This is a genomic window from Sphaerisporangium cinnabarinum (assembly GCF_055567015.1).
On sequence record NZ_JBVHRG010000003.1, the window covers coordinates 324,191 to 347,717 of the forward strand.

At 74.9% G+C, this 23,527-nt stretch carries 18 protein-coding genes; 6 read left to right on the top strand and 12 right to left on the bottom strand.

Annotation, left to right across the window (positions count from 1 at the left end; genetic code table 11):
• Window positions 1-4: 4 nt before the first annotated feature.
• From ACZ4MO_RS07075 to ACZ4MO_RS07105, 7 genes are all read right to left on the bottom strand, one after another.
• The gene (locus tag ACZ4MO_RS07075; protein WP_499278675.1) at window positions 5-1,747 is read right to left on the bottom strand and encodes an acetolactate synthase large subunit; all 1,743 of its coding nucleotides are present in this window, start codon (window positions 1,745-1,747) and stop codon (window positions 5-7) included.
• 544 nt (window positions 1,748-2,291) lie between these two features.
• Entirely contained in the window at window positions 2,292-4,163 is a 1,872-nt protein-coding gene (locus ACZ4MO_RS07080) for an alpha,alpha-phosphotrehalase (RefSeq protein ID WP_175008248.1), read from the bottom strand.
• A gap of 129 nt (window positions 4,164-4,292) precedes the next feature.
• A complete protein-coding gene (locus ACZ4MO_RS07085) occupies window positions 4,293-5,288 on the bottom strand; it encodes an NAD-dependent epimerase/dehydratase family protein (protein WP_175008247.1) in 996 nt (331 codons plus the stop codon).
• Complete coding sequence (locus ACZ4MO_RS07090; RefSeq protein WP_175008246.1) at window positions 5,285-7,099, bottom strand: AMP-binding protein; 1,815 nt, start codon at window positions 7,097-7,099, stop codon at window positions 5,285-5,287. The genes ACZ4MO_RS07085 and ACZ4MO_RS07090 overlap by 4 nt, the downstream gene beginning before the upstream one ends.
• A complete protein-coding gene (locus tag ACZ4MO_RS07095; protein ID WP_222592363.1) occupies window positions 7,096-8,328 on the bottom strand; it encodes a cytochrome P450 in 1,233 nt (410 codons plus the stop codon). Before ACZ4MO_RS07095 ends, ACZ4MO_RS07090 begins: the two co-directional genes overlap by 4 nt.
• Window positions 8,325-9,089, bottom strand: a complete 765-nt coding sequence (locus ACZ4MO_RS07100; protein ID WP_175008442.1) for a glycosyltransferase family 2 protein — start codon at window positions 9,087-9,089, stop codon at window positions 8,325-8,327. The genes ACZ4MO_RS07095 and ACZ4MO_RS07100 overlap by 4 nt, the downstream gene beginning before the upstream one ends.
• Window positions 9,090-9,112: 23 nt before the next feature.
• Window positions 9,113-10,207 (bottom strand): 3-oxoacyl-ACP synthase III family protein, encoded by a 1,095-nt coding sequence (locus ACZ4MO_RS07105; RefSeq protein WP_255437063.1) that lies wholly within the window; start codon window positions 10,205-10,207, stop codon window positions 9,113-9,115.
• 128 nt (window positions 10,208-10,335) lie between these two features.
• On the opposite strand from ACZ4MO_RS07105, the gene ACZ4MO_RS07110 reads away from it, so the two are divergent.
• Window positions 10,336-11,700 (top strand): cytochrome P450, encoded by a 1,365-nt coding sequence (locus ACZ4MO_RS07110; RefSeq protein ID WP_255437062.1) that lies wholly within the window; start codon window positions 10,336-10,338, stop codon window positions 11,698-11,700.
• Window positions 11,701-11,746: 46 nt separating this feature from the next.
• Here the strand turns inward: ACZ4MO_RS07110 and ACZ4MO_RS07115 are convergent, their stop codons facing one another.
• Window positions 11,747-12,421, bottom strand: a complete 675-nt coding sequence (locus ACZ4MO_RS07115) for a 4a-hydroxytetrahydrobiopterin dehydratase (RefSeq protein ID WP_175008245.1) — start codon at window positions 12,419-12,421, stop codon at window positions 11,747-11,749.
• An 80-nt stretch (window positions 12,422-12,501) separates the two neighbouring features.
• On the bottom strand, window positions 12,502-14,220 hold the full coding sequence (gene ilvD, locus ACZ4MO_RS07120; protein ID WP_074809864.1) for a dihydroxy-acid dehydratase: 1,719 nt from the start codon (window positions 14,218-14,220) through the stop codon (window positions 12,502-12,504).
• Between the two features lie 138 nt (window positions 14,221-14,358).
• On the opposite strand from ilvD (ACZ4MO_RS07120), the gene ACZ4MO_RS07125 reads away from it, so the two are divergent.
• Window positions 14,359-14,913: a hypothetical protein gene (locus ACZ4MO_RS07125; protein ID WP_175008244.1), complete on the top strand. Its 555-nt coding sequence runs from the start codon at window positions 14,359-14,361 to the stop codon at window positions 14,911-14,913.
• A gap of 84 nt (window positions 14,914-14,997) precedes the next feature.
• Here ACZ4MO_RS07125 and ilvD (ACZ4MO_RS07130) read toward each other — a convergent pair whose 3' ends face one another.
• The gene (ilvD, locus tag ACZ4MO_RS07130) at window positions 14,998-16,860 is read right to left on the bottom strand and encodes a dihydroxy-acid dehydratase (protein ID WP_175008243.1); all 1,863 of its coding nucleotides are present in this window, start codon (window positions 16,858-16,860) and stop codon (window positions 14,998-15,000) included.
• A 320-nt stretch (window positions 16,861-17,180) separates the two neighbouring features.
• Between ilvD (ACZ4MO_RS07130) and ACZ4MO_RS07135 the strand changes: the two genes are divergently transcribed.
• Complete coding sequence (locus ACZ4MO_RS07135; RefSeq protein WP_186810373.1) at window positions 17,181-17,780, top strand: DoxX family protein; 600 nt, start codon at window positions 17,181-17,183, stop codon at window positions 17,778-17,780.
• 104 nt (window positions 17,781-17,884) lie between these two features.
• Here the strand turns inward: ACZ4MO_RS07135 and ACZ4MO_RS07140 are convergent, their stop codons facing one another.
• Window positions 17,885-19,516: an oligopeptide:H+ symporter gene (locus tag ACZ4MO_RS07140; protein ID WP_175008242.1), complete on the bottom strand. Its 1,632-nt coding sequence runs from the start codon at window positions 19,514-19,516 to the stop codon at window positions 17,885-17,887.
• Window positions 19,517-19,567: 51 nt separating this feature from the next.
• Between ACZ4MO_RS07140 and ACZ4MO_RS07145 the strand changes: the two genes are divergently transcribed.
• The 3 genes from ACZ4MO_RS07145 to ACZ4MO_RS07155 all read left to right on the top strand — a co-directional run bounded on the left by ACZ4MO_RS07145 (window position 19,568) and on the right by ACZ4MO_RS07155 (window position 21,913).
• Entirely contained in the window at window positions 19,568-20,947 is a 1,380-nt protein-coding gene (locus tag ACZ4MO_RS07145; protein WP_175008241.1) for an FAD-binding domain-containing protein, read from the top strand.
• A gap of 112 nt (window positions 20,948-21,059) precedes the next feature.
• A complete protein-coding gene (locus tag ACZ4MO_RS07150; protein WP_043654229.1) occupies window positions 21,060-21,428 on the top strand; it encodes an ArsR/SmtB family transcription factor in 369 nt (122 codons plus the stop codon).
• Window positions 21,425-21,913 carry an SRPBCC domain-containing protein gene (locus ACZ4MO_RS07155; RefSeq protein WP_175008240.1) on the top strand — a complete coding sequence of 163 codons (489 nt, stop codon included), beginning with the start codon at window positions 21,425-21,427 and terminating at the stop codon, window positions 21,911-21,913. The genes ACZ4MO_RS07150 and ACZ4MO_RS07155 overlap by 4 nt, the downstream gene beginning before the upstream one ends.
• Window positions 21,914-22,140: 227 nt before the next feature.
• On the opposite strand, the gene allB is transcribed toward ACZ4MO_RS07155, so the two are convergent.
• The gene (allB, locus tag ACZ4MO_RS07160) at window positions 22,141-23,520 is read right to left on the bottom strand and encodes an allantoinase AllB (RefSeq protein WP_175008239.1); all 1,380 of its coding nucleotides are present in this window, start codon (window positions 23,518-23,520) and stop codon (window positions 22,141-22,143) included.
• Window positions 23,521-23,527: the final 7 nt, after the last annotated feature.

Genomic DNA, 23,527 nt, shown 5'->3' on the forward strand with positions numbered 1-23,527 from the left:
CGGGTCAGTCCTCTCGGTCCCACGCGGGCGAGATGCCGCGCGCGTACTGGATGTCGTCGTTGCTCACGCCGGCGGCGACCATCGGCCACACCATCGCGTCGCGCGAGACGTTGAAGTCGATGACGACCGGGCGGTCGTCGATCTCCATCGCACGCTTGATCGCGGCGTCCACCTCGCCCATCGACTCGACGCGGATGCCCGCGCACCCGTACGCGTCGGCGAGCTTGACGAAGTCGGGCACGCGCGCCGTGCCGTGGCCGGTGTGCAGGTCCGTGTTCGAGTAGCGCTGGTCGTAGAACAGCGTCTGCCACTGGCGCACCATGCCGAGCGAGCTGTTGTTGATCAGCGCGACCTTGATGGGGATCTCGTTGATCGTGCAGGTGGCGAGCTCCTGGTTGGTCATCTGGAAGCAGCCGTCGCCGTCGATCGCCCACACCGTGGCGTCGGGGCGGCCGACCTTCGCGCCCATGGCCGCCGGGATCGAGAAGCCCATGGTGCCGAGCCCGCCGGAGTTGAGCCACGTCCGGGGGTGCTCGTAGCGGATGAACTGGGCCGCCCACATCTGGTGCTGCCCCACGCCCGCGACGTAGATCGACTCCGGGCCGGAGATCTCGCCCAGGCGGGAGATGACGTGCTGCGGCGCGAGGTGGCCGTCGTCGGGCTCCGTGTAGCCGAGCGGGTACGTCTCGCGCCAGTCGTCGATCTGGCGCCACCAGGCCTCGACGTCCGGCTTGCCCTTGGCCGCGTGCTCGCGCTCGAGCTCGGGCAGCAGGTCGGTGATGACCTCCTTGAGGTCGCCGACGATCGGCACGTCCACGTCGCGGTTCTTGCCGATCTCCGCGGGGTCGATGTCGGCGTGCACCACCTGCGCGTGCGGCGCGAAGCTGGACAGCGCGCCCGTGACGCGGTCGTCGAACCGCGCGCCGAGCGACACGACGAGGTCGGCCTTCTGCAGCGCCGCCACGGCCGGGACGGTGCCGTGCATGCCGGGCATGCCGAGGTTCTGGGGGTGCGTGTCGGGCACCGCGCCGCGCGCCATGAGCGTCGTCACGACGGGCGCGCCCGACAGGTCGACGAGGCGACGCAGCTCGGGCGACGCGTTCGCGCGGATCACGCCACCGCCCACGTACAGGACCGGACGACGGGCCGACGCGAGCAGGCGCGCGGCCTCCTTGATCTGCTTGCTGTGCGGCTTCGTCACCGGGTGGTAGCCGGGCAGCTGCACGTCCTGCGGCCAGGCGAACGTGGTGCGGGACTGCATCGCCGACTTCGCGATGTCCACGAGCACGGGGCCAGGGCGGCCGGTCGAGGCGATGTGGAAGGCCTCGGCGATGGTGCGCGGGATGTCGTCCGGGTCGGTGACCAGGTACGAGTGCTTGGTGATCGGCATGGTGATGCCGACGATGTCCGCCTCCTGGAAACCGTCGGTCCCGATCATCGACTCGGCGACCTGCCCCGTGATCGCCACGAGCGGGATCGAGTCCATGTTCGCGTCCGCGATCGGGGTCACCAGGTTCGTCGCGCCCGGGCCCGACGTCGCCATCGTGACGCCGACGCGGCCGGTCGCGTGGGCGTAGCCCTGCGCCGCGTGGCCGCCCCCCTGCTCGTGGCGCACGAGGATGTGGCGCAGACGCTGGGAGTCCATGAGCGGGTCGTACGTCGGGAGGATCGCACCACCCGGGATGCCGAAGACGACCTCGGCACCGGCCTCCTCGAGCGAGCGGACGATCGACTGCGCGCCCGTCATCTCCTCGCCCGTCGGGGCGCCGGTCGAGGCGCCGGCCGGGCGAGCCGTGGCTGCGCGCCGGACGTCGCCGCGCGGGGCGACCGACGCGGGTGTCGGGGCGGGCTTCGGCGCCGCGGCGGACGCCGGGGCGCCCTGTCGCGGAGGTGCCGGGGTGGGACCCTGGGCCATGGTGTCTCCTGCGTGTCGTGGCCTCGGCCCGGCGGGCGCCCCGTGGGGCGCTCCGCCGGGAACCGGAGCCGACCGTGGTGGTGCGGTCGTGCTGGTCGCGGTGTGCGGGTGCCGGTCCTCGCGGGTCTCGCGGGTGCGGCGCTCGCGGTGGCCGGGTGGGCCCGCCGCGGTCTGTCTGCCGTGCTGATGGCGTTGTGGTGGCAACAAAAAACCCCTCGGACCCGGGATGCCGGGCTGGACGAGGGGTGAGCGCGCTGACGAAGCCTGGTGGCGTGGCCTCAGCCGGCGCGCTCAGGAAGTACTACAAGGAGGATCGTCTGCACGTCTGGGACTGTACGCCCATGTCCCGGTGATGTCACGTGTCGAGGCGGCCGTCTCACGCACTGGGACGTGCGGTGCGCGGACCGGTGCGACGGAGCACCCGCCCCTCCCACGGCTCCAGGTGCCCGACGACGCCCGGCCGCGTGCCGTCGTCGGCCCGCCCGGGGTGCGTGGTCACGAGGACCGACGCCTCCTCCCAGCCCGTGAGCGTCCCGGCCGGGACGTCCTGCGGGACGCCGCCGACGTTGACGAGCACGAGGAGCTCGTCCCGGACGGTCGTGCCGTCGGGGCCGGGCGCGTCGAGGGCGCGCGTGAACGCGTAGATCGCCTCGTGGTCGGGCAGCAGCATGCGGAAGTCGCCGAACGCGACGACCGGCTCCTGGCGGCGCAGCGCGACGAGGCGCCGGTAGAAGTACAGCACGGAGTCCTCGTCGGCCCAGGCCGCCTCCGCGTTGATCGTCGTGTGGTTCGGGTTCACCTCGAGCCACGGCGTCCCCGTCGTGAAGCCCGCGTTCGCGCTCGCGTCCCACTGCACGGGCGTGCGGGCGTGGTCGCGGCTCGCGTGCGCCAGCACGGCGAGCATCTCCCCGTCGGTCCGCAGGCGCGGAGCACCCGTGCGGCCGGTGAGCTCGCGGAAGTACCCGAGCGACTCGACGTCCTGGTACTGCTCGATCCGCGTGAACGGCGCGTTCGTCATGGCGAGCTCCTCGCCCTGGTAGACGTAGGGCGTGCCGCGGTGCAGGTGCAGCAGGAGGGCGAGCGCCTTCGCCGAGGCGACGCGGTGCTCCGGGGAGTCGTCGCCGAACCGCGAGACGACGCGCGGCTGGTCGTGGTTGTCCCAGTAGAGGGCGTTCCAGCCCCGGTGGGCGAGGCCCGCCTGCCACCGGCCGAGGGTCGCCTTGAGGTCGGCGAGGTCCCACCGGACCGGGTCGTAGCGGGTCGCGCCGTGGTCGATGCCCATGTGCTCGAACTGGAACACCATGTCGACCTCGCGACGGTCCGGGTCGGTGTACCGCACGCCGTGCTCGACCGTCACCCCCGGCGTCTCCCCCACCGTGAGGATCTCCCGGCCGCGGGCGAGGTAGGGCGCGAACACCTCGCGGTGCATCTCGGCGAGGAACTCGTGCACGCGCGGCCCGTCCGTGTAGTGCGGGCTCCCGTCCCCGTAGGTGCCCCAGTGCACCTCGCCGTCGGGCAGCGAGCCGTCGGGCGCGACGTCCTTGGAGACGAGGTTGATGACGTCCATGCGGAAGCCGTCGACGCCGCGGTCGAGCCACCGCCGCATCATCGCGTAGACCGCCTCGCGGACGTCGGGGTTCTCCCAGTTGAGGTCCGGCTGCTTGGTGTCGAACAGGTGCAGGTAGTACGCGCCCGAGGCCTCGTCGAACCGCCACGCGCTGCCCCCGAAGAACGAGCGCCAGTTCGTCGGCTCGGCGCCCGGGGCGCCCGGCTCCATGCCCTCGCGCGCGGGGCGCCACCAGTACCAGTCGCGCCGCGGGCTCTGCGCGGACGAGCGCGACTCGACGAACCACGGGTGCTCGTCGCTCGTGTGGTTGACGACGAGGTCCATGACGAGCTTCATCCCGCGCGCGTGCAGCCCCTCGATCAGGGCGTCGAGGTCTGCGAGCGACCCGAACAGCGGGTCGACGTCCTCGTAGTCGCTGATGTCGTAGCCGTTGTCCGCCTGCGGCGACCGGTACACCGGGGACAGCCACACGACGTCGACCCCGAGCCTCTCGAGGTGGTCGAGGCGCCGTGTGATCCCGGGGAGGTCCCCGACGCCGTCGCCGTCGGTGTCCTGGAACGAGCGCGGGTACACCTGGTACACGACCGAGCGCGTCCACCAGGGCGCGTCCGCCGGCGTCTCGGCACCGGGCCACCCCCCGCGGCGTGCGTCCTCGGCCTCGGTCCGGGCGTGCTGCGACATCGTCGGTCCTCTCTGCTCCACGTCTCGTCCCTCACCCTGCCCGACCGCGCCGCGGGGCGCGCGTCCGGCACGCCGGACGGACGTCCCCCACGACCGGGTCGAAGGACGGGGCGAGCACCGGTGCGGCGCTCACCACGCGTGCGCCCCGGCGAACGACGTCGGGGACGGGTCGACGCCCAGCACGTCCCGCAGGACCGTGAGGTCGTAGGTGCGTTCCGTCGCGAGGTGGCTCAGCGCGTACCGGGTGAGGCGCGGCGGCCCAGGGCGTCGCAGCAGCCGGGCGACGGTCTCGACCGCGCCCGCGAGCGCCCAGGCGGGGCGGACCGGGACGGCGACGACCCGCACGTCGGTGCCGCGGCGGCGCAGCGCGTCGACGAGCGCGTCGCGCAGCACGACCGGCTCGGCGTCGGCGACGTTCGCGACGAGCAGCCCCCGGGTCGCGACCTGCTCGTCGTGGTCCACGGCGGGCGCGGTGGCGCGGGCCGCGGCGTCGGGCAGCACAACGGCGGCGCGCACCGCGGCGAGCAGCGTGTCCACGTGGGTCAGGGACTGGAGCACGCGTCCGCCGCCGGGCAGGACGAGACGCCCGCGCCGCACGGCGGCCTCGACGCGCGGCAGGAGCGTCGTGTCCCCGGGACCGTAGACCGCGTGCGGGCGCAGCACGACGACGGCGCCCCGCTCCGGGTGACGCGCGACGTCACGGGCCAGCGCGCGCTCGGCCTCCGCCTTCGTCGTGCCGTAGGCGTCGAGGTACCGCGCGACCGGTGCCTCGCGCTCGCGGGCGCGGACGCTCGGGCGGAACGGGTCGTACACGCTGCCGGACGAGACGTGCACGAACCGGGCGCCGGGGAACGTGTCGCGGACCGCGAGCGTCCCGGCGACGTTCGTGGCACGCGCGACGTCGAGCGCGCACCAGTCGGACACGGCGGCGCCCGCGTGCACGACGGCGTCCACCGGGGGCGGGTCGACCAGCGGACCGGTGGTGAGGTCCCAGGCGAGGTGTCTGGCGCCGTCGACCGTCGCGTCGCGGCGGGACGCCGTCCAGACCTCGTGGCCGTCGGCGACCAGACCGCGCGCGACCGCTCCCCCGACGAACCCCGACGCCCCGGTGACGACGACCCTCACGCGCGGGGGCCGGGGGTGTCTCGGCCGACGGGGGTCGGCGCGGCGGGCACGCGCGGATCGGGGACCGCGAGCGGCGCGGCGGGCACCAGCGTCGCGGCGGCGCGCGAGAGCGCGGCGCGGTCGGGCTTGCGCGAGCGACCGGCGAGCGGCACGCGGTCCGCGTGCAGCACGACGTCGGGCAGCGCGTCGTGGTCGAGCACGCCCGGCAGCGCGGCGCGCACCCGGTCGACGAGCGGGTGGTGCGGGTCGAGGCGGACCGCCGCACCGGCGTCGGGCCTCGGACCGGGCCCGGCCGCCCCGCCCGGCCGCTCGCCCACCGCGGAGGTGACGACGAGCGCGACGCGTTCGTCGCCGTCCACCTGGGGCACGCCCACGAGCAGCGCCTCGCCGACGCCGTCGAGCGCGGCGATGCGGGGCTCGAACAGGCCGGGGTAGATGTTCGTCGTGCCGCGGATGATCATGTCCCGCGTGCGGCCGACGAGCACGAGCCGCCCCGCGTGATCGACGCGCGCGAGGTCGCCGGAGCGGTGCTCCGTGGCCCGTGCGCCCGCGCCGCGGACGGGGGCGTCGAGGTCGTGCAGGTAGCCCGCCATGAGCGACGGCCCCGACAGCACGAGCTCCCCGACGACGTCGTCGCGCCCGGGCTCGCCCACGCCGTCCCGGCCGCCCTCGGGCTCCTCGCCCTCGACCGGGTCGAGCCGCACGACCGTGCCCGGCAGCGGCGCGCCGACGAGGTCGCCGTCGCCCGCGTGCGCGAGCTTCTCCCGTGCCTCGACCACGGCGACCGGGAGGATCTCCGTCATCCCGTACACCGCAGCCCACCGCGTGCCGGGCAGCACGCGCGTCGCGCGCTCCAGGAGCGCGCGGGTCACGGGAGCGCCGCCGACGAGCGCGACGCGCGGCCCGCGCGCGGGCACCCTCCCGGCCTCGACCGCGTGGAGCAGCGCCGTGGCGTCCGCGGGCACGAGGTACGTGCCCGCGGCGCCGTCGAGCTGGCGCGCGAAGGTCGTGATGTCGCGGCCCGGCGGGTCGGCCGGCACGGACCACGTGGCACCCGCGAGCAGCGCCGGGACGCCGAGCAGCATCTGGTCGGTGTGCACGACGTCGCCCGGCGCGAGCGCGAACACGTCGCGCAGCAGGTCACAGCCGGCGAGCAGCGACCCGGCCGTGTGCACGACGGCCTTCGGCTGCGCCGTCGTGCCGGACGTGAAGACGGTGAGCGCCTCACGGTCCGGGTCGAGCGGCGGCAGCGCCGTGCGGTCGACCGGGCTCGCGGCGAGGCGACGCGCGGCGCGCGAGCCGCGCGGCACCCCGGGGAGCCACGGCCCCGCGTGCACGTGCCGCAGCGGCAGGCTCGCGTAGTCGGGCAGCAGCAGGCCCCGCGACCGGGCCAGTCGGCGCAGCGGCCCGCGCGAGACGGCGTAGAGCAGCGACTCGGTGGTCGCGAGCGACGGCCCGGCCGCGTGCACGCGCGCCGCGAAGAGATCGGGGGTCGACCCCGGGTCGACGAACACGATCGTGCTGCCCGCGCGGACGACCCCGAGCGCGAGCACGACGCCCGCCGGCCGGGGCCGCACTGAGAACAGGGCACGGTCCCCGGGCGCGAGACCGCCGGCCGCGAGCGCCGTCGCCGTCGCCTCGACGCGCCGCGCGAGGTCGGCGTACGTGACCTCCTCGCGCACGCGCGCGCCGCGGCGGCCCGGCCGCGTCCAGCGCCGGAGGGCGACGGCATCGGCGGACGCGTGCCCGGTGACGCCACGCTCGAGGATCGGGGCGAGCAGGTGGCGGGGCACGCCGTCGGGCACGCTCACGCCGCCTCCCTCGCTCGCACGACGAGCGAGCGGTACGCGGGGATGAGCACGCCGCGCGCGACGGCGCGGTCGGTGACCTCGAGGCTCCGGCCCGCCGCGGCGACCGGGCGCAGGGCGTCCAGCACCGCGTCGACCTGGGCGAGGGCGAGCGGCATGCCGAGGCAGAAGTGCGGCCCGGCGCCGAACCACAGGTGGCGCACGGCCGGGTCGACGGGGGCGTCCGGGTCGAAGGGGCCCGCGTCCTTGCAGCACGAGACCGTCGCGACGACGACCCGGTCCCCCGCGCGGACGCGGACGTCGCCCACGGTCGTGCCGGCCCGCACCGAACGGAGCATGGCGGGCGTGGGGGCCGTGACGCGCAGCGCCTCCTCCACGACGCGACCGCGCAGCGCGGCGTCGTGCCCGCTCTCCGCACCGGCCGCGAGGAGCCGGTCGAGCCAGCCGGTGTCGGCGGCGAGCGCCACGAGGCGCGGCACGAACGACTGGATCGTCTCGGTGCCGGTGAGCACGAACGCGCCGACGGCGCCCAGCGCCTCGTCCTCCGAGAGCCCGAGCTCGCGCATGCGCCCGGGCACGGTCGACGGGTCCCCCGCACGGTAGGCGTCGCGCGCCGGGGCGGACAGCCGCGCGAGGACGGCGCGCGCGTGCCGCACCTGGGTGGGCGTGAGGCTGCGCCGGTGCAGGCGCACGAGCCCGACCACGGACTGCGCGGCGGTCATCGCGTCGCGGACGGCAGAGTCCGTCGGGGGCAGCCCGGTCATCGCGCAGATGACCGTCCCCGCCATGGTCGCCGTCTGTGCCACGAGGTCGACGCGCTCGCCCGCGAGCAGCCGCGGGGCGAGCCCTGCGAGGACGTCGGGGACGCTCACCGCGACGAGGTCGCGCACCGCGCGGGGCGTGAAGAGGCCCGACAGCGCCCGGCGCAGGCGCGCGTGGTCGGCGCCCTCCATGTTGAGGAGCACGGACGGGCCGAGCACGGGCGTCCACAGGTCCGACGGCGACCCCGGACCCACCTTGGAGAAGTGCTCGGTGTCGAGCAGCACGGCGCGTGCCGTCGCGGCGTCGGACACGACCACCCCGATCCCGGGGACGCGCACGATCGGCCCGCGGTGCCGCAGGGCCCGGATCGCCGGGTAGACGAGCGGGTGCGCCCCGCGCTGGACCCGCTCCTCCCAGCGCATCGCCGCGGCGAGCCCGGCACGTGCGGGCGCGAGCGCCGTGCCGCTCATCGGATGTCCACGAGCTCGGGCCGGTAGCGGTGGTCGGCGTACCAGCCGAGCGTGCGGACGAGGCCCCACGCGTGCGCCCGGCGCGTGGACGCGAGCACGACGACGTCGCGGTGCGCGCCGTACCGCCGCGTGAGGCGGCGCACCGCGTTGACGAGCGCGCGGTCCTCGTGGACGTCCTCGATCGCGGTGCGCGGGAACCCGCCCGCCGCCTCGTACAGCGCCGCCGTGATCGCCATGTTGCAGCCCGGCGCCATGACGTAGGGGCCGAGGTAGGACGGGTCCTGGTTGCCGGGGCGGAAGCGCCCGAACGTGCTCGCGACGCTCACCGCCGCGGAGAGCACGCCCTGCTGGACGCGCGAGACCGGGCGGTCGTCGGTGCGCGGCACGAGGCGCCCCGCGACGAGGTCGTGCCCGCTCGCGAACGCGGCGCGCACGCGCCGGGTCCAGTCGGGCAGCGGCAGGCAGTCGGCGTCGGTCCGCGCGAGGTGCGTCGCGCCCTGCGCGATCGCCGCCCGCATCCCCGTGTCGGCCGCCGCGCCCGTGCCCTTCCGCGGCTCGTCGACGACGCGCCACCGCGTCATGCCCCACGCCGCCGCGGTCGCGCGCACCAGGTCGCCCGTGCCGTCCGACGACCCGTTGTCCACGACGACGAGGTCGAAGTCCGTGTCCTGCTGGTCGCGCAGCGCCTCCAGCGTCGCGACGATCCCGTGCGCCTCGTCCCGTGCGGGCACCACGACCGCGAGCCGCTGCGTGCTGGCCACGCCGCGCGTGAACCGTCGGGCGCTCACAGCCGGACCACCGTCGCGCCGATGCTGATGCCGCCCGCGAGGCCGACGAGCACGACGACGTCGCCCGGCCCGACCCGACCCGTCTCGAGCGCGGTCGCGAGCTGGAGCGGGAGCGTCGCGGAGGCGACGTTGCCGTGGTCGGCGACGGTGACGAGCGTGCGGCCGGTCGGCAGGCCGAGCGCCGCGTGCACGTCGTCGAGGTAGGCGACGGCGACCTGGTGCACGGCGACGAGCGCGACGTCGTCCCACGTGAGCCCCGCCCGGCCGAGCGCGTCGAGGACGACCCCGGGCCCGAGGGCGAGGAACGCGTCCCGGAGCCGCGACCCGTCGATCTCGAAGTAGGTGCGCTCGAGGTCGCGGGGGTGCGCGGTGCCGCCGCCGGGGAGCATGCCGACGTCCCAGTGCGTCGACTCGGCGCCGAACGCGCTCGCCAGGATGCCGCGGGGCGCGGGAGCGCCGGAGCCGTCGCGCGCGTCGGCCTCCGCCGGGGTGGCGCGGCGCACGAGGACCGCGGCCCCGGCGTCGGACATGGTGTAGCCCGGGGCGGAGAGCAGGTACGTCGCGCGGTCGGGGACGTCCCAGCGCACGGCGCGCGACGGCGCCTCCCCGCACGCGACGAGCACGGTGCCGTAGCGGCCCGTCGCGACGAGCGCCTCGGCGACCTCGATCGCGTTGAGCACCGAGTTGCACGCGTTCTTGACGTCCATGACGGGCGCCCGGACCCCCAGCTTCGCGGCGACGATGTGGCTCGTCGCGGGCTCGACCATGTCCTGGCTCGCCGACGCGAAGAGGAGCAGGTCGACGTCGTCGGGCGCGAGGCCCTGGGTGGCCAGCAGCTTCTCGGCGGCCGCGACGGCGAGGTCGGACGCGTCCCAGTCGTCGGGGAGCACGTGGACCTGGCGCACGCCCGTGAGGCGCGCGACCATCGGCACGCGCGGCGCCGCGCCCGGGTTGCGCGCCGCGAGCGCGCGCTCCGCCTCGCGCACGTCGACCACGCGCTCGGGCAGGTGGACCCCGACGGCGGCGATCACCGCCGCAGGACGCACGGGAGCGGGCCCGGGGGCCACCGGGTGGGACGGGTTCTCTGGCACGCGCGACACAGTAGCCAAGCAGACCCCCTCGGACGGCGGTCGTCCACAGGTTCCGATGGGGTGAAGTGCCCATCCCCGGACGGCGGCGCAGCCACCCCGTGGCCTCGCCGGTGCGCCACACTGACCCGGTGACTGCGACCACGACCGGCCCCGTGCCCACCCGCGAGCGACGTCGCGCCTTGCCCACGACCCGGCGCGAGCTGCAGGTCCTCACCGCCGCGCGCCCCGCGATGGCCGGCGTGCTCCTCGTGGGCGGCGCGCTCACCGGCCCGCGCCCGGGCGGAGGGCTGCGCCGGGTTCCGGGCCTCGGGTGGGTGACGGCCGACCCGACCGTCGGCCGCCGCATCCTCACCGACCACCGGCACTTCACGATCGTCGGCGAGGGCGGGGTCGGGCACCTGTGGGCCCAGATCCTCGGCGACTGGGTCCTCGACCTGTTCGACGGCCCGGGCCACCACGACCTGCGCACCCGCTCGCGCGAGCTCTTCACCGAGGCGAGCGCCGCGGCGCTGGTCGACGGCGCGTGGTCGCGCGCGCTCGACGACGCGCGCCGCACCCTCGCCGCGGGCGGGTCGGTCGACGTCGGCCGGCTCGCCCGCGTGCTCGTCGGCCGCATGATGATCTCGCTGCTCGGCATCCCGTCCCCGGCGGCCACCGGGGCGGGCACAGGGCCGGGCGCAGGGGCGGGATCAGCGGCGGGCGCCGTGAGTGGCGCGGCGCCGGAGGCCGTCCCGACGGACGACGACGCGCTCACGGCCTTCGCGACGGGCGAGCGGCTCGCGTCGATCGCGCTCGGCAGCGCCGGCTCGACGTACCTCGCGCCGGACCAGGTCGCGGCGGCGCGGGAGATCGTCGCCGAGCTGACCCAGGGCGTCCCGGACGGGTGGCGGCACGCGCCGGCCGACCGCCTGCTGGGCCGGTGCCGCGAGCTCGGCCTCGGGCTGGAGGAGACGACCGGGCTCGCGAGCCTGCTCATGGTCGCGGGCACCGAGACGTCGGCGTCGGCCATGGCCCGCACCACCGCGCTCCTGATCGACACCGGCGAGCAGCACCGCCTGCTGCGGCTCCTGGCCGACGAGCGGGCCCGCCCCGTCACGCGCGCAGCCGGCGAGCCGGACGCCGTCGAGAACGCCGTGCGCGAGGGTCTGCGCGTGACGAGCCCGGCGTCGGTGATCGGCCGGGGCGTGTCGGCCGACGTCGAGGTCGCGGGCCGCACCCTGCGCGCCGGGGAGCGCGTCATGATCCTCACGTGGGCGGCGAACGCGGCGGCCGGGCCGTTCCGCGCCGACCGCCCCTACGTGCGCGAGACGCGTCAGCTCTGGTTCGGCGCGGGGCGCCACCTGTGCCTCGGCGCCGCGCTCGCCCGCGCCGAGATCGCCGCGTTCCTGCACGCGCTGTACGACGACGGCGCTCCCCTGCGCGTCGTGTCCCGCCGCGCCAAGCGCCGGGTGCTCGTGCCCGGCTACGACGAGCTCGTCGTCGCGCGCGCCTGACCCCCTGTGGGAGGCCACGCCGCCGGGCCGGGAGCGACGCCTCGCGTCAGTCGCGCGCCTGCCAGGTGCACACGCACGCCTCGTTGCCCTCGGCGTCGGCCAGGACCCAGAAGGCGGGCGCGCGCCGGTCGGAGACGAGGTGCCCGCCCGCGGCGATGGCGGCGGTGACGCGCGCCTCCGCGACGTCGTGCGGGACCGTCACGTCCACGTGGATGCGGTTGCGCTGCTCGCGCGGCGCGTCCATCTGCTGGAACCAGAACGCGGGAGCGTGCGCGGTCGGGTCGCGGAGCTCGGGCGCGGGCAGCTCGGGCGCGCCCTCGTCGAACCCGAGGACGGCGCGCCAGAACGGCTGCACCGCCGTCCCGACGAGGGTGTCGACCGCGATCTCGAGGTCCTGCACCGCGGTCGGGTCCGCGCGGAGGTCGAGCTCGCGCGCCGCCGCGGAGATCTGCCGGGCGAGGGCCACGTCGCGCGCGCTGACGCCCCCGACGTCGTGCGACGTCAGCCGGACCGTCACCGACCCGTACCGCAGGTCGACGTCGGGGTGGTGGTTCGCCGCGTCCGCGAGCTCGCCGATCGCGTCGACCAGCTCGACGCCCGCGGTGAAGGAGCCCGTGCGGAACAGCGTCTGCACGGTCCTGAGGATGACCCGCCAGTCCTCGACGCCGTCGCTGTCGTGGAACTGGCGCGCGGTGATGCGGTCGTCCGCCGTCTGGGTCATGGCCGTCCTCCGGGGTGCGTCGCTGCGGCGAGGTGCGACACCACGCTAGTGCGCGCCTCCGACGCCCGCGCGCTCCGGGGTCACTCGAGGATCGCGCCGCGCGACGCCGACTGGACGAGCTTGGCGTACTTCGCCAGCACGCCGCGCGTGAACGTCGGGGGCAGCGGCGCCCACCCGTCGCGGCGCGCGGCGAGCGTGTCGGCGTCGACGAGCAGGTCGAGCGTCTTGTTCGCCACGTCGAGCCGGATCGGGTCGCCGTCGCGCACGAACGCGATGGGGCCGCCGTCGACCGCCTCGGGCGCGACGTGCCCGACGCACAGCCCCGTCGTCCCGCCGGAGAAGCGCCCGTCGGTGAGCAGCAGGACGGTCTTGCCGAGCCCCGCGCCCTTGATCGCGCCCGTGATGGCGAGCATCTCGCGCATGCCCGGGCCGCCCTTGGGCCCCTCGTAGCGGATGACGACGACGTCCCCGTCGGTGATCGTGCCGTCCTCCAGGGCGTCGAGCGCCGCGCGCTCGCGCTCGAAGACGCGCGCGGTGCCCTCGAACACGTCCTCGTCGAACCCGGCGGACTTCACGACGGCACCCTCGGGCGCGAGCGACCCGTGCAGGATCGTGATGCCGCCCGTGTGGTGGATGGGGTTGTCGAGGGCCCGCAGGATCTTGCCGTCCGGGTCGGGCGGGTCGATGTCGGCGAGGTTCTCCGCGACCGTACGGCCGGTGACGGTGAGCGCGTCGCCGTGCAGCAGCCCGGCGTCGAGCAGGGCCTTCATGACCACGGGCACGCCGCCGATGCGGTCGACGTCGTTCATCACGTAGCGCCCGAACGGCTTGAGGTCGCCGAGGTGCGGCACGCGGCTCGCGACCCGGTCGAAGTCGGCGAGCGTCAGGTCGACCTCGGCCTCGTGCGCGATGGCGAGCAGGTGCAGCACCGCGTTGGTGGAGCCGCCGAACGCCATGACGACGGCGATCGCGTTCTCGAACGCCTCCTTCGTCATGATGTCGCGCGCCGTGATGCCGAGCCGCAGCAGGTTGACGACGGCCTCGCCCGAGCGGTGCGCGAACGCGTCGCGGCGCCGGTCCGCCGACGGCGGCGCCGCCGAGCCGGGCAGCGACATGCCCATCGCCTCGGCGACCGACGCCATCGTGTTCGCGGTGTACATGCCGCCGCACGCGCCCTCGCCGGGGCAGATGGCGCGCTCGATGCGGTCCACGTCCTCGCGGCTCATGAGCCCGCGCGCGCACGCGCCGACCGCCTCGAACGCGTCGATGAGCGTGACGTCCTTCTCCGTGCCGTCGGAGAGCTTGACCCAGCCAGGCATGATCGAGCCCGCGTAGAGGAACACGCTCGCCAGGTCCAGCCGCGCGGCCGCCATGAGCATCCCCGGCAGGGACTTGTCGCACCCGGCGAGGAGGACCGTCCCGTCGAGGCGCTCCGCCTGGACGACCGTCTCGACCGAGTCCGCGATGATGTCGCGGCTCACGAGCGAGAAGTGCATCCCCTCGTGGCCCATGGAGATGCCGTCGGAGACGGAGATCGTCCCGAACTGCAGCGGGTACCCGCCGCCCGCGTGCACGCCCTCCTTCGCGCCCTGCGCGAGCCGGTCGAGCGACAGGTTGCACGGCGTGATCTCGTTCCACGAGCTCGCGATGCCGATCTGCGGCTTGGCGAAGTCCTCGTCGCCCATGCCGACGGCGCGCAGCATGCCGCGCGACGCCGTCGCCTCCAGGCCGTCGGTGACCTGGCGGGAACGCGGCTTGAGGTCGGGTCCGGCGTCGGACCCCGAGGTGTGCCCAGTCATGACCCCACTCTAGGAACGGCACCCGCGGGGGCGCGGCGGGACGCGCCGGACACGCCGCGGCACGCCGCGGACCGGAGCGAGCCCGAGCGGGACGAGACGGGCCGACCGCGGCACGACCCCGCACGGCATCATGGGGCCGTGCGCACACGCCCCGGGGCCGCTCGAGCCCTCCTGCCCGTCCTCGCCCTGGCCGCGACCGCCGCGTGCGCGGCTCCCGCGCCGTCGGGCACGAGCCCCGGCTCACCCGCCCCCACGACGTCCGCCCTTGCGCCGGACGCGACGACGAGGACGCCCGACGACGCCGCGACGGAGACCGCGCGCGCCGAGGAGGCCCCTCAGGAGCAGGCCGAGACGCCCGAGGAGTCGTTCCGCGCGTGGCTCGCCGCGAGCCGTGCACCGGACGTGGAGGTCGCGTGCGGCTACCTCGCCCCCGAGCTCGTCGACCGGATGGTCGCCGAGATGGCGTCCCAGGGGTGGCCCGGCATCACGGACTGCGCCTCGATGATCACGACCACCGCCGGCCTCTACGCCGCCGTGGGCGACGTCCCGGACGTCGAGGTCGGTGTCCGCGAGGAGCGCGCCGACGCGACGGTGCTGTCCGTCGTCTACGACGGCGGCGACTGCGGCACGGCCGTCATGGTGCCGCACGGGCCACGGTGGGTCGTCACGGAGCAGTCCGAGGAGGAGTGCTGACCCGCACCCGCACCGGGGGGCCGCTCCCGGTCGGGCACGACGACGGGCCCGCACCTTCCGAGGTGCGGGCCCGTCGTCGTCGGGTCAGCGGCGCTTGATCAGCGACACGTCGCGGACGGCGCCGCGGTCGGCGGACGTCGCCATGGCGGCGTAGGCCTGGAGGGCCGGCGACACGTAGCGGTCGCGGTCGACCGGCTGCCACGGGTTCTCGCGCGCCTCCATCTTGGCGCGGCGCTCGGCGAGCACGTCGTCCGGCACGTTGAGGCGGATGAGGCGCGTGTCGACGTCGATCTCGATCTCGTCGCCGTCCTCGACGAGGCCGATGACGCCGCCCGCGGCGGCCTCGGGCGAGACGTGGCCGACGGAGATGCCCGACGACCCGCCGGAGAAGCGGCCGTCGGTGATGAGCGCGGTGACCTTGCCGAGGCCGCGGCCCTTGATGAACGACGTCGGGTACAGCATCTCCTGCATTCCCGGGCCGCCCGCCGGGCCCTCGTAGCGCACGACGACGACGTGGCCGGGCTGGACCTGCTTGGTGAGGATCTTCTCGACGGCCTCGTCCTGCGACTCGCAGACGAGCGCCGTGCCGACGAAGTGGAAGACGTCCGGGTCGACCCCGGCGGTCTTGAACACGGCGCCGTCCTCGGCGAGGTTGCCGCGCAGCACGGCGAGCCCGCCCTCGACGGTGTACGCGTGCTCGAGGTCGCGGATGCAGCCGTCGGCCGCGTCGGTGTCGAGCGACTCCCAGCGGTTCGACGTCGAGAACGCCTGCGTGGTGCGCACTCCCCCGGGGGCCGCGTGGAACAGCTCGACGGCCTGCTCGGTCGCCTTGCCGCCCCGGACGTCCCAGTCGTCGAGCCACTCGCGCAGCGTCGGCGTGTGCACGCTCGTGACGTCGTGGTCGAGCAGGCCCGCGCGGTCGAGCTCGCCCAGGAGGGCGGGGATGCCGCCGGCGCGGTGCACGTCCTCCATGTGGAAGCTCGGGTGGTTCGGCGCGACCTTGGACAGGCACGGCACCTGGCGGCTGATGCGCTCGATGTCGGTGAGGTCGAAGTCGACCTCACCCTCCTGCGCGGCGGCCAGGACGTGCAGCACGGTGTTGGTCGAGCCGCCCATCGCGACGTCGAGCGCCATCGCGTTCGAGAACGCGGCCTTGGTCGCGATCGACCGGGGCGCGACGGAGTCGTCCTCGTCCTCGTAGTAGCGCTTCGCGAGCCCGACGATCGTGCGGCCCGCCTCGAGGAAGAGCTCCTTGCGCGCGGCGTGCGTCGCGAGGGTCGAGCCGTTGCCGGGGAGCGACAGGCCGAGCGCCTCGGTGAGGCAGTTCATCGAGTTCGCGGTGAACATGCCCGAGCACGACCCGCACGTCGGGCACGCGTTCTCCTCGACCTGGGCGAGCGCCGCGTCGGAGACCGCGTCGTCGGCCGAGTAGTTGATCGCGTTGACGAGGTTGAGCGGGGTCTTCGCGACGCCGTTCGCCACGACCGCCTTGCCCGCCTCCATGGGTCCGCCGGACACGAAGATCACCGGGATGTTGAGCCGCAGCGCGGCGTTGAGCATGCCGGGCGTGATCTTGTCGCAGTTCGAGATGCACACGAGGGCGTCGGCGCAGTGCGCGTTGACCATGTACTCGACCGAGTCGGCGATGAGGTCGCGGCTCGGCAGCGAGTAGAGCATGCCGCCGTGGCCCATGGCGATGCCGTCGTCGACGGCGATGGTGTTGAACTCCTTGGAGACGCCGCCGGCCTCGCGGATCGCGGACGCGACGAGGTCTCCCATGTCCTTGAGGTGGACGTGGCCGGGGACGAACTGCGTGTACGAGTTGGCGATCGCGATGATCGGCTTGCCGAAGTCCTCCGCGCCCATGCCGGTCGCGCGCCAGAGGGCGCGGGCGCCGGCCATGTTGCGGCCGTGGGTGGACGTCCGAGAGCGCAGGGGGCGGCTCATTCCGGGTCAGCTCCTTCGACGGGGTGCTGCGACCGATCCTCCGGCCGCCGGGTCACATTACGCCTCGTCGCGGGTGGTCGGCCGCGGCGTCCGCCTCGTGGTCGGGGGGCCTACGTACGTAGCCCCGCCGGGCCTACGGGATGTCCACGCGATCCGGACGTAAGGGTTGAACCGCCTCCCGCACCCCTGCCACCGTGGGCGAGCACGTCACGGCCGGACGACCACCGCGACGCCTCGACGGGGAGCGGCACACCGCTCGGGTCGGGGCAGGCCCTCGCCGGCACCGACCCGACCACTTCTCTCCCCGAGGGGGCACCTCCATGTCCACGTCCACCACGTCCGCGCCGCCCGGCGCCTCCCCCGGGTCGGCGGCGCGCAGCGCGTCGGCCCGCACCACCGACCCCGTCACGCAGGACGACGTCGTCACGCGCTCGTCGGCCCGCCACGCCCTCGCGCTCACGCGGATCGGCACGGCCGTCGTCTTCCTGTGGCCGTTCACCGACAAGCTCGTCGGCCTCGGGTACGCGACCCCGCGCGAGCGCGCGTGGCTCGCGGGGGGCGCACCCACGCAGGGCTACCTCGAGAACGGCGCCCAGGGCCCGCTCGCGAGCACGTTCGCCGCGATGGCGAGCCCCGTCACCGACTGGCTGTTCATGCTGGGGCTGCTGGGCGTCGGCCTCGCGCTCCTGCTGGGGATCGGCCTGCGCGTCGCCGCGGTGAGCGGCACCGTCCTCTTCGCGATGCTGTGGCTGTCGCAGTGGCCGGTCGCGCCGGGCTCGAACAACCCCGTCGTCGACGAGCACGTCCTCGTCGTCCTGCTCCTCGCCGTCCTCGCGACGACGCTCGCGGGCGACACGTGGGGCCTCGGCCGCCGCTGGGCGGCCCTTCCCCTCGTGCGCCGGGCCGCCTGGCTGCGCTGACGCGCCACGGGCCCGGCACCACGACAGGCCCGGCACCACCACGGGTGCAGCACGAGCGCGGGGCCGCGACGTCGCGGCCCCGCGCCGTCGTGCGACGCCGCCCCTCAGGCCCCGGCGGTGTGCGCGCCCTCGAGCTCGTCGGCGTGCCGGATGTGCCGCGTGACCCACGGCGCGAGCGCGAACAGCGCGAGCGCGAAGACGAGGGTGACCGCCCCGATCCCGCCGAAGTACGCGGTGTCGGAGGCGCCCTCGGTGACCTGCACGACCTGCGCCGTGATGGCCTGGCCGGCGGCCGGCGCGAGGAACCACAGGGCCATCGCCTGGGACCGGAACGCCTTGGGCGCGAGCAGCGTCGTCGCGGCGAGGCCGACCGGCGACAGGCACAGCTCGCCGAGCGTCTGGATCACGTAGACGAGCACGAGCACCCACGACGGCGCCTTGCCGTCGCCGACGACGGCCGACGCGCCCGCCAGGAAGAGGAACGACACCGACGCGAGGGTGAGGCCGAGCGCGAACTTGTTGGCCGTCGTCGGGCGGTCGCCCGTCTTGAGCCAGATCCACGCGAACACGGGCGCGAGGACGATGATCGACAACGGGTTCACCGACTGGAAGAACTCGGGGCTGATGCCCACGCCGAAGAACGTGAGGTCGGTGCGGTTCTTCGCGAACGCCGAGAGCGTCGTGGCCGCCTGCTCGAAGATCATCCAGAAGAGCATCGCCGCGACGAACAGCGGGATGTACGCGATGACGCGGGGCCGCTCGGCGTCCGTCACGCGCGGCGAGCGGTACATGACGATGAAGTAGGCGATCGGCGCGAGGAACGCGAGGTAGGACATCGTGTCGATGAAGGTCGAGATCTCGAACCCGCCGGCGACGAGGACGGCGACCAGGCCGACGAGCACCACGCCGCCCGCGATGAGGAGGAAGATCCGCGCGATCTTCGCGCGCTCCTCGGGGCGGACGGGGTTGGGCACGTGCGCGCCCGCCTCGCCGAGGTAGCGCCGGCCCGCGACGAAGAACACGAGCGCGACCGCCATCCCCACCGCGGCCACGGCGAAGCCCGCGTGGTACCCGCCCCAGGCCCGCGCGGCACCCACGAGGAACGGCGCGACGAACGAGCCGAGGTTGATGCCCATGTAGAAGATCGAGAAGCCCGAGTCGCGGCGCGGGTCGTCGCGCGCGTACAGCTCGCCGACCATCGACGACACGTTCGGCTTGAGCAGGCCGGTGCCGAGCGCCACGAGCGCGATGCCGACCATCGAGAAGCCCGTGCCGGGGACCGTGAGGCTCACGTGCCCGGCCGCGATGATGATGCCGCCGTACAGGACCGAGCGCCGGGACCCGATCACGCGGTCGGCGAGCCAGCCGCCCACGACGGACAGCAGGTACACGCTCGTGCCGTAGATCGACACGAGCGCGAGCCCGGTCGTCTCCTCGATGCCCAGGCCACCGTTCGCCACGGTGTCCGTGAGGTAGTAGAGCAGGATCGCGCGCATCCCGTAGTAGCTGAACCGCTCCCACAGCTCCGTGGTGAAGAGCGTCAGCAGCCCACGCGGGTGCCCGAAGAACGCGTGATCCCCTTCGATGGCCCCCGCCGCGGGCCCCTCGGCGGCGCCCACGCCGCCCGCCGTCCCCGGTCCGAGGGGCGGCGCCCCGGCCTCCGGCTCGGTGCGCGCCTCGCGCCCGAGCGCGCGGCGTCGCGCGTCGTCCTGCTCTCGTCGGTCGTCACCACCCATCCTGCGATGCTCCCACCGGCGTGCACCGCCTGCGACCGTTAGCGTGGCCGGATGCCGACGCTCTGGTGGTGCCGCCGCGACCTCCGCCTCGCCGACAACCCGGCCCTCGTCGCGGCGGTGCAGGCCGCCCGGGACGCGGACGACGAGGTCGTCGCGCTCTACGTGCTCGACCCCCGCCTGTGGGGCGCCGCGGGCGACCCGCGCCGCGCCTACCTCGCGCGGAGCCTCGCCGCGCTCGACGAGGCGACCGGCGGCCGGCTCGTCGTCCGGCACGGCGACCCGCGCGCCGTCGTGCCCGCCGTCGCGCGCGAGGTCGAGGCGCGCGAGGTGCACGTCACGGCGTCGTTCGAGCCGTACGGCGTGGCCCGCGACGCCGCGGTCGAGGAGACCCTGCCCGACGGCGGCGCCCACCTCGTGCGCACCGGCTCGCCCTACGCCGTCGCGCCGGGACGTCTGCGCACGCGCACCGGGACCCCGTTCCAGGTCTTCACGCCCTTCCGTGACGCGTGGGTCGAGCACGGCTGGCGCGACCCGGCGCCGCGGCCGCGCGACGTGCCGTGGGCCACGCTCCGGTCGGACGGCGTCCCCGCCGACCCCGGCACCGACGCCCGGCTCCCCCCGGCGGGCGAGGCCGCGGCCCGTCGGCGCTGGCGCGACTTCCTCGCGGACCACCTCGCAGGCTACGCGACCGAGCGCGACCGCCCGGACCGGCCCGCGACGTCGGGCATGTCGATCCCGCTGAAGTGGGGGGAGCTGCACCCGCGGACGCTCCTCGCCGACGTGCGGGACGCTCTGCACGACGGGCGCGCGCCGTCCGACGACGCCCTCGCCTACCGCTCCGAGCTCGCGTGGCGCGAGTTCCACGCCGACGTCCTGTTCCACCACCCGGGGGCGGCGCAGCGGTCGCTCCGCGACGTCGTGCCCGAGGACGCATGGGCGGAGGGCGCCGCCGAGGACGCGTACCTCACCGCGTGGGCCGAGGGCCGCACGGGCTACCCGCTCGTCGACGCCGGGATGCGCCAGCTGCTCGCCGAGGGGTGGATGCACAACCGCGTGCGGATGGTCGTGGCGTCGTTCCTCGTCAAGGACCTGCACGTGCGGTGGCAGCGCGGCGCGGCGCACTTCATGGCGCACCTCGCGGACGGCGACGTCTCGCAGAACCAGCTCAACTGGCAGTGGGTCGCGGGGACGGGCCGGGACGCCGCGCCGTACTTCCGCATCTTCAACCCCGTCACGCAGAGCAGGAAGTTCGACCCCGACGGCACGTACGTGCGTCGGTGGGTGCCGGAGCTGCGGGAGGTCGAGGGCCGGGCGGTCCACGAGCCGTGGACGCTGCGCGAGCAGCCGGCCGGCTACCCCGAGCGGATCGTCGACCACGCCGTCGAGCGGAAGGTCTCGCTCGACGACTTCGAGCGGGCCCGGCGCGCCTGACGCATTTTTATCAACCAAAAGGTTGACGACTCCGAGGGTGCGGCGTAGCGTCGTCGTCAACCGATGAGTTGATGACCGGACGCCGCACCCCGGCGCCCCACGAGGAGGTCCCGTGACGGCCGACCCGCTCTCCCGCGTGTTCTCGGCGCTCGCCGACCCCACGCGCCGCGACATGGTGGCCCGGCTCGCGTCGGGAGACGCCAGCGTCGGCGAGCTCGCCCGGCCGTACGACATGTCCGTCCAGGCGGTGTCCAAGCACCTGCGCGTGCTCGAGGACTCCGGCCTGGTGACCCGCACGACGGACGCCCGGCGCGCCCCCGTGCACCTCGAGGCGGAGGTGCTGGACCTCATGACGAAGTGGATCGAGCGCTACCGGCGCGAGGCCGAGGACCGCTACCGCCGCCTCGACGACGTCCTGCGCGACCTGCCCGACCGACCGGGCACCACCGAGAACGACCCGACGACAGGAGCAGCACCATGACCACCACCGGCACCCACGAGACCGAGATCGTCGTCCCCACGGACCTCCCGATCGTCCGCATCGTGCGCGAGTTCGACGCGCCCGCCGCGAAGGTCTTCCGCGCCCACCTCGACCCGGAGCTCTTCGCGCGCTGGAACGGCCCGCGCTACCTCACCCAGCGCAACGAGCTGTGGGACGTGCGCACGGGCGGCGCGTACCGGTACGTCCAGGTCGACCCGGACGGCAACGAGTACGCGTTCTTCGGCAGCGTCCACGAGGTGCGCCCGGACGAGCTCGTCGTCCAGACGTTCACGTTCGAGGGCTTCCCCGACGGCGTCTCGCTCGACCGCCTCGTGTTCGAGGACCTGCCCGACGGCCGCAGCCGGCTCACCGCGACGTCGCTCGTCGACTCGTTCGAGGGTCGCGACGGCTTCGTCGCGAGCGGCATGGAGGTCGGCGTCCGCGAGGGCTACGAGCAGCTCGACGAGCTCCTCGCGGGTTCCTGACCCGCACTCCCCCACCTCGCCGAGGTAGAGCCATGGTCCGCCGAGGTAGGGCCGTGGTCACGACCAGGGCTCTACCTGGGCCGACCATGGCTCTACCTCGGCCTACTGGGGTCTGTCAACGTGCACGACGAGGGGCGGCACCCACCAGCGGTGCCGCCCCTCGTCGTGCGGGATCAGGTGGTTCCCCGTGCCCGGCCCCCGCGGCCGGGCACGGGAGTCTCAGCCCCTCACGCGTCGCCGCGCGCGAGCAGGCGGCCCGTGGGGCGGTCGAGGGTGATCTCCTCGCCCCGCAGGTACGTCGCGACGACGGCGCCCGAGAGCGCGCGGTCGGCGTACGGCGTGACGGGGTTCTTGTGGTGCAGGGCCTTCGGGTCGACGACGAACGCCGTGTCCGGCTCGACCACCGCGAGGTCCGCGTCGAAGCCGAGCGCGATCGAGCCCTTGCGCCGCAGTCCCGCGACGGCCGCCGGGCGAGCCGACATCCACTCGACGACGCGCGCGAACGGCACGCCCCGGGTCCGGGCCTCGGTCCACACGATCGCGAGGCCGAGCTGGAGCGACGACACCCCGCCCCACGCCGTCCCGAAGTCGCCCGTGTCGAGCTCCTTGAGGTCGGGCGTGCTCGGCGAGTGGTCCGAGACGATGCAGTCGATCGTGCCGTCGAGCAGGCCCTCCCAGAGCAGCTCGCGGTTGTCGATCTCCCGGATGGGCGGGCAGCACTTGAACTGCGTCGCGCCGTCGGGGATCTCCTCGGCCGCGAGCGCCAAATAGTGCGGGCACGTCTCGACCGTGAGGCGCACACCCTCGCGCTTCGCGCTCCGGATCATCGGCAGCGCGTCCGAGCTCGACAGGTGCAGCACGTGCGCGCGCGCCCCGGTCCAGCGCGCCGCCTCGATCACCGCCGCGATCGCGACGTTCTCCGCGCCGCGCGGGCGCGACGCGAGGAACGTGTCGTAGTGGTCGCCGTGCGGGGTGGGCGCCCGCTCGATCGCCCGCGAGTCCTCGGCGTGCACGAGCATGAGGCCGTCGAAGTCGGCGAGCAGGCGCAGGTCGGCCTCGAGCTCGTCGGGCTCGAGGTACCCGAACTCCTCGACCCCCGAGTGCAGCAGGAAGCACTTGAACCCGAACACGCCCGCGTCCCACAGGGGCCGCAGCTCGTCCGCGTTGCCGGGCACGGCCCCACCCCAGAACCCGACGTCGACGAACGCCTGGTCGCGCGCGACCTTCTGCTTGGTCTCGAGCGCCTCGACGTCGACCGTCGGGGGGATCGAGTTGAGCGGCATGTCGACGATCGTCGTCACCCCGCCCGCGGCGGCGGCCCGCGTCGCGGACGCGAAGCCCTCCCACTCGGTGCGCCCCGGCTCGTTGACGTGCACGTGCGTGTCGACGAGCCCGGGGACCAGCACCTGGTGCGGCTCCAGCTCGACGACGCGCGCGCCGTCGAGCCCGGCGCCGAGCGGCTCGATCGCGCGGACCACTCCCCCGACGACACCCACCTCGCGGGGGTGCTCCCCGCCGGCGACGAGCACGCGCTCGCCGCGCACGACGAGGTCGTACTCGTGCTCGCGACCGCTCACCTCACCCGTGCCCATCGCGCCCTCCGTCATGTCTCCT